Here is a 10,910-nt window from a genome sequence, read left to right as displayed (position 1 = left end):
AAACAGGCTATTTTTTTAATTATTTCTGCGTTCTTATATAAATATCGCCCATCGATGTTTTTAAAATCACGTCCTGTCCACCTCCATTCATTTTACCTTTCACTGCATTACCCATAGGGTTTGACTTCGGCTCCTCAGTGTTTTTTTCGAATTGGAATTCATCTGCGGCATAAATATTCCCCATAGAAGATTTCACGTCCACGTTGGCTCCAAAATTCTTTGGAAAAGCGACATCTACAGCCCCCATGGCCGCCACCAAAGAAATCGGTCCTTTGACAGGTTGAACAAATTTAGCCGTAACATCTCCCTGTGAGACCTTTACATTGATAGGTCCTGTTACATTCAATAAATTCACGTTCCCCATCGTACTGGCAACTTCAACCTCAGCCCGGATATCTTTCAATTCAATCACCCCTGCATTAAACATAGCCCCACGCCCGCCTTTAATCGTAACAGGTAGATCCATCGGTATCTTGATACGAATAGAATCCTCTAAAGGCATTCCGACCATACTTACTTCAGTCACCCCACCTTCTGTCTTGATATTCATACCAAGCCCTGAATTATCCGATAATCCGGAGCCATTAATCACACGTAAACCTTTTGCACGGTCATTTTCTTCAGTCTCCTCCACCTTGGCAGTAATCAGTACGTCTTTCCCCCGATATCCTTCGATATAGACATTATCCAATTTTAACAGCAGCTTATTTCCTAAGTCGGCTACTTTAATTTCCTTCCAGCTTTTCGGCCCGCTACTGCGACCAAATCCGGCGGAATTGAATGTGAAATTATTACTATTACTTACAATAACGCCTGAAGTCGCTCTGGCCTTTTTAGGCGGGCTAGGCGGTTTTGGCGCAGCCACTCCTTCGACAGTTTCATTTACCTGGGCCTGCAATGCACTTGCAAAAATGAGTGCCACCCCAATCATCATTATCCTTATCTTTTTCATCTCGTTTTAGTTTGTCTTCATTATTTATTAGCCAAATAATGCGTTTGATGCTTTATCATAAATTAACGCACACAGTCTGACTTCTCTTTAACTATTCAATTATTGATTCAACAATACCGCGTATGCCTGTTCCTTCACAAATTTCAGCGTAAATGGATCTTCCACAATTTCATTTAGCTTATCTTTTGTTGTCGCTTTCATCGTCGGATCATCCTGCTGGGCCATTATTTGCATCAGTTCCATTTGTAAAGCCGGATCATTTTGCTCCACAAAGAAATCCTGAACCTTCTGCTGACGTGCTTCTGGGCTTAGTCCATTTAATATGGTTTCAATTGCGGCCATACGTACATTACTGTTCTGATCTGAAACCGCTGTTTTCTCCAAAGCCCCCATGCTACTTCTATCTAGCTTTCCACCATCTTTCAACGCTAAAACAGCACTCAAGCGTGTACTTGCCGAACTCGAATCCTGAAGCATCTGTACATAATCTACCCCTTCTACCATTTCATGATGATCAGTTTCCAATACGCTCTCCCGGAAAGATTGTTTTCCTTTACTTTTTATGCCTGCTAGGACTTTAACGGGAGCTAAAATCTGCTTAGTTTCGGTAGCAGCATCCGGCATTTCCACATCAATAGCTTTTGCCTCGCTATCTTTCTTCCCAGCAGCAACCGGATGAACTTCAGCCATTCGTTTTTCTACTTCTGTTTCATTATGCTGATCAAAAGCAATGAAAGTCGCTGTCCCAACCAATAATGCTGCTGCCGCAATACTAGCCCATTTCCATAAAGGCTTAATCTTTCTTTCCTGAACAGGGGGAACTACTTGCGGTCTGATTTTATTCCATAGATCCGCCGACGGTTCTCTCTGATCAAATGCCTCTCGGTTGGCGTTTACAAAATCTTTTAAATTATCCCGCATAATTATACCTTTCCTTCAATTGTTCGTAAATTTTCTTTTTAGCGCGATGGTACTGACTGCGAACGGCCACCGCCGTCATTCCCAATGTTTCCGCAACTTCATCATGACTCATATTTTCAAACAGATAAAGATTGACCACCATCTTTGGTATACCCGTCAGCTGATCGATTACAGCTTCCAAATCTGTTAAACGACATTCGCGCCATTCCTTTTCCAATAATTCGTCTTCGCCATCATCTTGAATTTCCAAATCGTCCACCGACGTAAAATATTGCTTATTCTTCCGTAATAGTGAGATTGCCTTATTCACGCCCATTCTTCTCAACCAAGCTTCTACACTGAGAACTAAATGCCATTTATCTGATCTTGCAAAAAAATCAACAAAGGTTTCCTGCAAAATATCTTCACTTTCTTCCTGATTGGACAAAACCCGATAAATAGAATTAAAAATCTTTTTTGCATACCGATGATAGAGCTGCGCAAATCCAGACTCGTTACCAGATTGGCACATCGCTAATAAATCTTTATCGCTAAGCTGATTTTGCACGTTCTAAAATTAATACTGTTAATTCTTATGTTTCTACTATGTAGTCGGGAGCCTGCTGAAAATGTTGCACTATAATTTCATTTTTTTTCTAAAATAATCCAAAAAAAACACAAAAGCCGTTAAAATCCCATTCTATCAACAAAAAAAGCACTCAAGAATGATCTTGAGTGCCTGCATTAATAAAATAAACTGAATAGGGATTCTAAAATTTAAAGTATTCGAATATCGCTTATTTGACTTTTAAATAGGTTTCCACAATCGTATGTTTGACACCTAATTCAGGTAAGTTCTCCTCACCGGTTTGAATCAAAGTATCTCCTTTTAAAGTGAGTTCAAAATCAAACTTGTTGCTTTCCCAATCACGCATTGAACAGTATTGTAATCTCTCTTGATACTTGACACCATCAAAAGAATAGGTCCCTCCACCAGCAACAAACAGCGGCTCTTTACCTTTGCCTTTTTCCTTATCGTGATTAAAAAAAGAAAAATGGTCGTCATTAAACATTTTAAACATTTCTGTTTTGCTGGTATCCGTAAAAGCAGTTACGGTATCCTTTCCTTTGATTGTTTTGCTTTCAATAAGCTTATAGGTACCGGTCAAAGATTTTGATTTTACCGCATCAGTACCCTTATTTTCAGTATTATTTTTACATGAAAAGACAAGACAGGAGGCCGCGATCGCAAATAGCAGTTGATTTTTTAGGTATATCATATTTTATAAAAGGTTTAAAGAGGCCAAACTACGAAAGTTCGGCCTCAATCAAAAACAAACCATTGTAATTATTTATCCCACCACACGCGGCCAGACAACTTATCACCACCTGGTACGGCGGCAGAAGCTGCCCTATAATTTTCGCCATTGATAGCGGCCTCAGTTGAAGGGTAAGGGAATCTTCTTGGGATAGTCCCCGAAGTCGCATTTCCAGGATAGTTCACTGGAGTCAACACTGGATACCCACTTCTGCGCCAGTTGCTCCAAGTTTCATAAAAATCGAGCATGGTTATCGTATGTGCCCAATACTGAGTATTTATCTGCTTCAAAGCATCTGCGGCATCAAATGGATGCGCTGCTAGATACGTTTCTGCGTCGGCATCACTAATCGCTAGAGAACCATCATATTGATTTAGATAAGTAATACTTGCCTTCACACCTTTTTTATAATGATCACTCGCACTACCACCGATACCCCAACGTTGGGCAGCCTCTGCCAAAAGCAATTCGGACTCTCCATAGGTCAGAATAAATGTCGCACCGGTACGCTTAATCATATTAGGATTGGGCGAGGAATAATCCGAAAAAGTCGTATAGCTCGGATCACTACTAATATTATATTGCGCATTAGAGCCTAAATCCTTGCCGTTAGGCATACCCTTTTGTTTCGCTGGGTCGGTGATAAAACTTCCGTTTTGCACTTTGTCCTTTTCAGATAAATAGAGTTTGGTGACCGCAACTTTTTGCAATCTCGGATCATTATTGTTTTTTAAATAATCTATAAATGTTTTAGACCATTTTACATAATAATTTTCTTGTCCGCCATCTCCCAATAGGACTTGGCTATTTCTATTTTGAGTAACCCTTGATCCAGACTCGTCATGAAGAATAAATGCATTGTCTGCATTATTATCCATCGTCTTACCAACAACTTTTTGCACATATTCCTTCGCTTTTGCTTCATCAACTTTCACTAGGCGCATGGCTGTACGAAGCAATAAAGAATTACCGAATTTCCGCCACTTTGCTATATCCCCTTTATAAATAACATCGCCAGTTACTTTATCGCCATCATCTTTTAAAGCAGCAGTAGCTTGCTCCAGCTCTTTTAATAGGTCGCTGTAGATATCCTGCTGCTTGTCATATTTGGGTTTATAGATTTTATTATAAAAACCTAACCCCGCCTCTGAATAAGGAACATCACCATACAAATCTGTCAATCGGGCAAATATGAGTGCTTTCCAAATACGGGCGACATTATGCAGATTAACATATTTCGGTTTATCCCGCGTAAATTCAACGACATCAGCAATATTACGCACCTGTTCAATATATGCGCCAACAGTGCCCGTCCCCCAATATGCCGCAGTGTAACTTTCGTTCAGCATATATTTATCCCCTGCCCAATAACTCACTACTGTCGATAGCCCCTGCATCATTGTCGACGAATAAATTAAATTTCCACGCCAGGTATCGTATGCAAAATCAAAACTTCCCGTGTAAAACAATTGGGCCGAGCTCAACGTATAATTTGGATCCCAATTATCTTTAACGTAAGCAATGGGGTCTGTATTTATCTTTTCAAAGTCTTTCGTACAACTACTTTCCAGCAACAAAGTCGCTGCTATTAAACTAACAAATACCGGTTTAATATATCTTTTCATGATTGTTTGCAATTAGAATTTAACACTTAAATTAACACCGTAAGTACGCACCGCCGGCACTCCACCAAGTTCTAAGCCTGGGAAGGTTGCATTGTAGCTGGATTCTGGATCAATATTATTGGTTTTCTTCATGATGGTCCAGAGGTTACGGGCTACAGCACTTACCGTAATCGACTTAATTTTGTTGTTGAACAAGTTTGACGGGAAAGTATACCCCAAAACAACCTGTCTCAGCTTGATAAAATCAGCACTATTGACAAATATCTTCGAGACATTATTGGCTGTATTGGTATAATAAGTCGATGCCGTTCTCCCTAAATTTTCGCGATCAGCCACAGTTTCCTGATGTAATCCAAAAATATAACCATAGTAATCCGTTCCTGAGAAAAGTTTTCCACCCCATTTTCCATCAACCAAGAAAGAAAAAGTCAACCTTTTGTAGCTAAACTCATTATTCCAGCCTGCAAACCATTTGTTCATCGCCGAACCATAAGAAGTTAATTCTCCACGGTCAGGGGAGCCATCCGCCAATTTCACGATCTCACCATTGCTATCGTACTTGTAATCAAAAGCCATAATCTGAAAGGCGGGCATCCCCACTTTATTCATCAAATAACCTACCCCTGAACGTGATGTGGCCACAGTCTGCTCATCCATCCCTTCCGCCAATGAAATCACCTTATTATCATTATAGGAACCATTTAACGAGGACACCCATTTAAAATCTTCGGTTTTAACAACAGTAGCCGAAATCAAGGCTTCAAATCCCTTGTTTTGCATTTTGCCTGCATTGAGTACGGCTCCCGCATAACCACTCGCAGATGGTGTAGTGATATAAGATATCTCATCTTTTGATTTCTTATTATACCAAGTTAAATCTAAGTTCAAGCGATCATTAAAAAGACGTAACTCTGTTCCGATTTCCAACTCTGTAGCTGTAGAAGCTTTTAAGGAAGAGTTTGGAATATTCCCATTAGAGATTACCCCCAAAGGTTGACCATTGAGCACTTCACTTCTAAAATTATAGGTCAATAAAGTCTGGTACGGATCAGTTGCTTGACCTACTTGTGCAAAACCTGCTCTCAGCTTTCCATAACTTAGCCACGATGGTTTTAGATATTCTGAAAAGATAAATGATCCCGAAACGGCCGGATAAACCGAATTCAATTTATTATCAAACCCTGGTGTAGCCAAGGTAGAAAACCAATCTGAACGTAGGCTCCCAGTTAAATAGGCGACATCTTTATAAGCAAACTCTAAGGTACCATAAGTAGACTGTGTCTCCGATTCACTTTCAAGATAGCCGACAGATTTATTCTTTGCATTCAGAATATTGTAGACACCAAATATGGCAAAGTCGGTACCTAAATTAGTTGTCTGTCTGATTTTGGTATTTCTATAACTTGCACCTAGGTTAGGTGTCAATGTATATTCACCAAAAGTGAATGATTTTCCGACCAAAACATCTGCATTGATATCAGCGAATTTCGTTTCTTGTTCGGCGATTTTACCATTCTCATAATACCCCGTACCAGAAGGCAACACATTCTTATAATGATCTGTATAAGCATCCCGGCCGGCTCTTCCTTGAACAAACAAACCGTTGCTCATGGTATATTTGGCCGTAACAGATGCTATGGAGCGGTCGCGATTGGTGTTATTGATAAATTCATTTGCTGCAAACCAAGGATTCGTTGCATACACATTACCAGAGTTATAAAGTATCTCTTTTCCATTGCTATCTTTCCATGGCTTCAAATCGTTGACATTGATGCTCGTCGGTAAAAACATGACATTATAATTGGCATTTCCTGCACCATCCGAAACCATGGGACGATTTTTCACTTGCTCCAAAATCATGTTATAGCGTGCATCAATTGTCAAACCTTTAAGTGGTTCAAATAGTCCGACCAAATTAAAAGACTGTCTTTTCAGTCCTGAATTCGGAACAACAGACCGATTATTGACATCTGTTCCCGACAGACGGATAGATCCGCCATCAAATGATTTATTTAATGCCAAGGTATTTGTCCATGTTGAACCAGTACGGTAAAACCGATCTAAATTACCTTTTTGTAATGAATATGGTCTTGATACACCGTCAAATTGAACTACCGGAGAACCGTCCAATTTGGCTCCCCAGCTCGATCCGCCCACTTGTGCCGCTCCTGCTTGTGTAGTGGGTTTTTCACCGTTCGCCCCCTGACCGTAGACTGTTTGCCAATTTGTATTGTCGATGATCTGCTCAGCAACAAGGTTACTATTAAAATCGATCGAATTACCTTTACCTGATTTTGTCGTAATCAGGATGACACCAGCTTTTGCTCTTGAGCCATATAACGCTGATGCTGCAGCCCCTTTCAGAACAGAAATGCTTTCGATATCATCGGGATTTATATTACTGATGGCATCACCAAGATCGGGTGCATTATCCCATTGACTTCCGGAGTTCCCTTTAGAATTCGCATTTCCAATACCCACTGGCTTACTTTCCATGGGGATACCATTGATTACGTATAAAGGTTGGTTGGTTTGGTTCAAGCTCGATACCCCCCGGATTGTTACATTGGAAGCCGCTCCTGCTCCTCCAGAAGTGGAACTAATATCCAAGCCTGCTACTTTACCGGCAAGTGAATTCATCACATTATTCTCACGGGCTGTGGTAAGGGATTCACCAGCAACCTGCGTAACAGAATACCCCAACGAGCGCTTCTCTTTCTTCATACCCAATGCTGTCACAACGACCTCATTGAGCATCCGGTTGTCTTCCAATAAAACAATTTTCAGATTCCCCTCTTTGGTTACGGCTACTTCTTGCGAAGTGTAACCTGCAAAGGAAATAATCAAGGTGTTTCCTGTTGCCGCATCGATCGTAAAACGTCCATTGATATCCGTTGCCCTTCCCACTGCCGTTCCCTTAACACGTATCGTAGCGCCAGCCAAAGGATTACCTTTTTCGTCAGTGACAACTCCTGCAACAGCAACTTGCTGCTGTTGGCTCACGACCACGAGACCTTCTTTGGAAACAGAATAAACCAATCCACTTTTATTGAAAAGCTTTGTCAATACGTCCAATACCTTCGTATTATTCACATTGACAGACACCTCTTTATTTAAATTTTCATTCGTCGAATTATAGACAAAGTAATAATCACTTTGCTCTTCGATCATTTTAAGTACCTTGCTCAGTTTTGTTTTTTGGACATCCAAGGAGACTTTTTGTTGGGAAAATACATTTGCCGAAACATTCATAACAGCACACGTAGTCATAATTAAGGCTAGTTTCATCCGGATAATGAATCTAAAATGCACAATATATCCATTGCGCATTTGCAATAAGCAATTTTTAATCATATTTTAGTGTTGGTTAAAATTAATATTAAGCAGCACGCCCCAATGTTGCTGCTTTTGGTTAATCATTTTTTCAATGAAGGATGGTGTTGGTCCACCATCCTTTTTACTTTTCTGATATAGTTATTTTTCTCCCATATACATTAAATTTAAAAGGTTCAACGCTCTGTAAAGCACTCAGTACCTGAGTGATATTTTCTTTGCTGAAGGTTGCTGTAAAACGATATTGTTTTAATTGGTCGTTTTTAATGTGTATATCCACATCATACCAACGCTCCAATGTCCGGCGCAGAGATTCAAAATCTTGGTCCACGATTTCTAATCTGTTTTCACGCCATGCAATATCTGGTATTTCAGCGATGTTCGATTCTACTGTAGGGATGTTCTCTATAGCAATTTCCTTAATCGGTAATTTGCTCGCAATTGGTTTATTCGTTTTATGTTGTACTGCAATTTTGCCTTGGTTCTTGTAAATCGTGATTTTTTGATTTGGCTTGATAATCACAGAATTTTCCCGTTGTCCTTTGCTCTTCATTTCAATCGAGCCTTCAACAAGCAACGCTTCTGCTGTGGGCTCATCTGAATAACTCTTTACATTAAATGTTGTTCCCAGTACCTTGATGTCAAAATCGGAAGCTTGTACCACAAAAGGTTTCTCTTTATTTTTCGCTACCTGAAAATAGCCTTCTCCGGCAAGCCTTACAACCCGCGATTCCAGATTGAAATCAGCCGCAAGCTCAAGCCTACTTCCTGAATTTAAGGTTACAGTGCTCCCATCGCCCAATTCAAAGGTCTTTTTTTCACCATTCTTCGTTTGGTAAACCTGCCCAATTGACGTGATAGGCAATACGGTGTCCACTTTGCTTGACTGCGAATAATACCAGAGTCCGCCAGAAACCAAAGCAACGAGTACTGCTGCAACAGCGCCCCATTTGGCCCAATTAAATCGATTTGACACAAAATGTTCCACAGAAGAATTTTGAAGGTCAGTTTTCAATTTTTCCAATTGTTCATTCACAGGTCTACGGTTACCGACCAACAGTTGGTATAGGCGCTTCGCTTTTAGAATAGCCTCTGCTTGTTCGGGGTGGTTTAGGCTATATTGTTGCCAGTATAGAATACAGTTTTTATCTTCCCCTGAACAATACTTTTGAAAAGTATCGTCAATCAAAAAATCTTCTAACTGTTTATAATCTTTTTGGCTCATTCTTTTGGGTATTTACTCTATAGTGCCCGAAAGCCTGGCTTTTTCCTAAAGAAAATTTAAATTATTTTTCAAATAACTGTAAATCAATACATTATTTTAAACAAAAACATCAACATACTTGTAATTTTTGCAGACGTCTTACAAGCACGCTCTTGAAGCCTAAAAATAAAAAGCCACACGCACAACTTAAATATCTTTCAATTCTTCCCTCAGAATTTTCAACGCATCATAAAGCGTATTGTAGGCAGTTTTCACAGACATCTGTGTAGTTTCAGCTATTTTTTCATAGGAATAGCCTTCAAAGAATTTCAAATTAACCAGCTGTTTCTGACGAAAAGACAACTTCTCCAGTGCGTCCTTCAGGCGGATCTGTATAATCTCATTGGTCTGTACCTTAATAACAAATTCTTCATAGGGCATTTCAACCCAGTCGTCCTCTGCTTTTACATTTTGGAGCGCAGTATTTATTTTATGCTGTTTCTCCAATAGACGCAGAATACGTCTTTTTAAAAAAGTAATGAGATAGGACTGTACATTTTCTACCCGATCTAGCTGTTCTCTTTTCTCCCAAATTTTAACGAAAACCTGATCGGTCGCTTCACTTGACAAGTCACTGTCACCACAAGTACGTATCCCAAAATTAACAAGCTCCTGATAGAGCGCCGCATATAGATCAAAGAAAGCCGTCTCGTCTCCAGTACGAATACGTTCCCACAATAAGCGGTACCCCATTTTATTTCTCATAACAAAGCATATAATCCGAACAAGGCTAATAAAAGTCCCCTATTCCAAAAGTATAAACTTAATCGGTAAAAGGAGAAAGAAAGGAAAAATTACATTCAAGCGAAGAACAACGAAAATCGTTTGAATTGAATATTGTAATTTAGTGCCATCGAAAACAAGATAAGAAGTAAAAATGCAAAGAGCCTAGCCGTGCTCTGCGAATAATTAAACACTCATGAAAACTATTTTTGCTATTGTAGGTAGTGCCAGTACAAATTCATCCAATCACCATATTGTCAATCACCTCAAACAAGAGGTTGATGCCAATATCCATTTTACACTATTTGACCGCCTAAAAGAACTGCCACATTTTGATCCAGAAGAGAGCCAATCTCATCCTCCTATAGAAATTGTTGCGCTCCGTCAAGTAATTAACGATGCTGACATCGTATTGATCAGCAGCCCGGAATACATTTTCAGTGTTCCGAGTGGGTTAAAAAATCTACTTGAGTGGTGTGCGGCAACGACGATATTCACAGATAAGCCCGTCAGTATTATTACCGCAGCGGCGCAAGGTGAAACAGCTCACGTCGAGTTACAACGCATTATACAGGGGTTGGGAGCTCAAATTGACGAAAAAAGAAACTTACTTATACAAGGAGTCAAAGGAAAGTTAGATGCAACGGGAGAAATTTGGGATGAGCAGCTTCTTCTCGATCTAAAAAATCTAGCTGTACAACTAAATAAATACTAACCTTGATCCAGTGCTGTCGCAGTATTCTATTTTAACCAAGTCATAAAAATTAGCTTAATCCATAATTCGAAGATTATTA

General features: G+C 39.8%; 9 protein-coding genes. 1 reads left to right on the top strand and 8 read right to left on the bottom strand.

What is annotated here, in order from left to right; all coding sequences use genetic code 11:
- Window positions 1-19 precede the first annotated feature (19 nt).
- From B3C94_RS09625 to B3C94_RS09590, 8 genes are all read right to left on the bottom strand, one after another.
- Window positions 20-952, bottom strand: coding sequence for a DUF4097 family beta strand repeat-containing protein (locus tag B3C94_RS09625; RefSeq protein ID WP_293902651.1), 933 nt, complete (start codon window positions 950-952; stop codon window positions 20-22).
- Between the two features lie 99 nt (window positions 953-1,051).
- A complete protein-coding gene (locus B3C94_RS09620; RefSeq protein ID WP_293902648.1) occupies window positions 1,052-1,873 on the bottom strand; it encodes a hypothetical protein in 822 nt (273 codons plus the stop codon).
- Window positions 1,863-2,420, bottom strand: coding sequence for an RNA polymerase sigma factor (locus tag B3C94_RS09615; RefSeq protein ID WP_293902645.1), 558 nt, complete (start codon window positions 2,418-2,420; stop codon window positions 1,863-1,865). The genes B3C94_RS09620 and B3C94_RS09615 overlap by 11 nt, the downstream gene beginning before the upstream one ends.
- A gap of 229 nt (window positions 2,421-2,649) precedes the next feature.
- The gene (locus B3C94_RS09610) at window positions 2,650-3,132 is read right to left on the bottom strand and encodes a hypothetical protein (protein WP_293902642.1); all 483 of its coding nucleotides are present in this window, start codon (window positions 3,130-3,132) and stop codon (window positions 2,650-2,652) included.
- 68 nt (window positions 3,133-3,200) lie between these two features.
- Window positions 3,201-4,796 (bottom strand): SusD/RagB family nutrient-binding outer membrane lipoprotein, encoded by a 1,596-nt coding sequence (locus B3C94_RS09605; RefSeq protein ID WP_293902639.1) that lies wholly within the window; start codon window positions 4,794-4,796, stop codon window positions 3,201-3,203.
- A gap of 12 nt (window positions 4,797-4,808) precedes the next feature.
- Window positions 4,809-8,084: a SusC/RagA family TonB-linked outer membrane protein gene (locus B3C94_RS09600; RefSeq protein WP_293902636.1), complete on the bottom strand. Its 3,276-nt coding sequence runs from the start codon at window positions 8,082-8,084 to the stop codon at window positions 4,809-4,811.
- 169 nt (window positions 8,085-8,253) lie between these two features.
- Window positions 8,254-9,354 (bottom strand): FecR family protein, encoded by a 1,101-nt coding sequence (locus tag B3C94_RS09595; protein WP_293902633.1) that lies wholly within the window; start codon window positions 9,352-9,354, stop codon window positions 8,254-8,256.
- A 186-nt stretch (window positions 9,355-9,540) separates the two neighbouring features.
- The gene (locus B3C94_RS09590; RefSeq protein ID WP_293902630.1) at window positions 9,541-10,098 is read right to left on the bottom strand and encodes an RNA polymerase sigma factor; all 558 of its coding nucleotides are present in this window, start codon (window positions 10,096-10,098) and stop codon (window positions 9,541-9,543) included.
- Between the two features lie 214 nt (window positions 10,099-10,312).
- Between B3C94_RS09590 and B3C94_RS09585 the strand changes: the two genes are divergently transcribed.
- Window positions 10,313-10,831 (top strand): NADPH-dependent FMN reductase, encoded by a 519-nt coding sequence (locus tag B3C94_RS09585; RefSeq protein WP_293902627.1) that lies wholly within the window; start codon window positions 10,313-10,315, stop codon window positions 10,829-10,831.
- Window positions 10,832-10,910 lie beyond the last annotated feature (79 nt).

Origin of the sequence: Sphingobacterium sp. UBA5670 (assembly GCF_002420705.1) — a bacterium.
Taxonomy (GTDB): Bacteria; Bacteroidota; Bacteroidia; order Sphingobacteriales; family Sphingobacteriaceae; genus Sphingobacterium.
The sequence above is the reverse complement of the archived record's forward strand: the minus strand, read 5'-3'. Positions and strand labels throughout refer to the sequence as shown.

Coding starts and splice junctions, on each gene's coding strand:
- B3C94_RS09590 (WP_293902630.1), bottom strand. CDS start 10,098: ATGAGAAATAAAATGGGGTACCGCTTATTGTGGGAACGTATTCGTACT.
- B3C94_RS09625 (WP_293902651.1), bottom strand. CDS start 952: ATGAAAAAGATAAGGATAATGATGATTGGGGTGGCACTCATTTTTGCA.
- B3C94_RS09605 (WP_293902639.1), bottom strand. CDS start 4,796: ATGAAAAGATATATTAAACCGGTATTTGTTAGTTTAATAGCAGCGACT.
- B3C94_RS09595 (WP_293902633.1), bottom strand. CDS start 9,354: ATGAGCCAAAAAGATTATAAACAGTTAGAAGATTTTTTGATTGACGAT.
- B3C94_RS09585 (WP_293902627.1), top strand. CDS start 10,313: ATGAAAACTATTTTTGCTATTGTAGGTAGTGCCAGTACAAATTCATCC.
- B3C94_RS09600 (WP_293902636.1), bottom strand. CDS start 8,084: ATGAAACTAGCCTTAATTATGACTACGTGTGCTGTTATGAATGTTTCG.
- B3C94_RS09620 (WP_293902648.1), bottom strand. CDS start 1,873: ATGCGGGATAATTTAAAAGATTTTGTAAACGCCAACCGAGAGGCATTT.
- B3C94_RS09610 (WP_293902642.1), bottom strand. CDS start 3,132: ATGATATACCTAAAAAATCAACTGCTATTTGCGATCGCGGCCTCCTGT.